The sequence below is a fragment of the Rahnella sp. P4_A8 genome (assembly GCF_056402435.1).
Genome location: NZ_JBFUHK010000348.1, coordinates 1 through 656 on the forward strand (window position 1 = coordinate 1; position 656 = coordinate 656).

Here is a 656-nt window from a genome sequence, read left to right on the forward strand (position 1 = left end):
CGACAGTATCGAACAGCAGCAGCGGCAACTTCTGCAGCAGAACCAGCAGCAGCGTCAGGAACTGGAGCGCAGCACGTCAGTCGCCCCCGCGCCGCAAACCCCAGCGCAACCCGGCGGCCCGTGCTTCGATATTCACGACATTACCCTCAGCGGCGCAGACCATATGCCCGCGCGAATACAGCAAAAACTGACCCAACCCTATCTGCAACAGTGCCTCGGCATGGGCCAGATTAATGCCCTGGTGAAACTGCTCTCCGACTGGTATATCGGCCAGGGTTACATCACCAGCCGCGCATTTCTCACCGAACAGGATTTATCTTCCGGCACGCTCAGCCTGACGGTGATGGAAGGCAAACTCGAAGCCATCAAAATGGAAAACCAGCGCGGCGCAATGCTGGCGATGGCGTTTCCGGGGCTGACCGGCAACATCCTTAACCTGCGCGATATCGAACAGGGGATGGAGCAGATTAACCGGCTGCGCAAAACGCCGGTGCAGATTGAAATCCAGCCCGGCAGCCAGCCGGGATACTCCATCGTCAACCTCACCTCAAAGCCTGAGTTTCCCCTGCAGGCCAGCGCCGGTTTTGATAACTCAGGGCAGAAAAGCACCGGCACCGGACAGGTCAGCGGTTCGCTGACCGGCAATAACCTGCTCG

General features: G+C 59.0%; 1 protein-coding gene. It reads left to right on the forward strand.

From position 1 onward, the window contains the following. Positions 1-656: ShlB/FhaC/HecB family hemolysin secretion/activation protein (locus AC1DUO_RS25915; protein ID WP_477989598.1), on the forward strand; the 656-nt coding region annotated here is incomplete at both ends.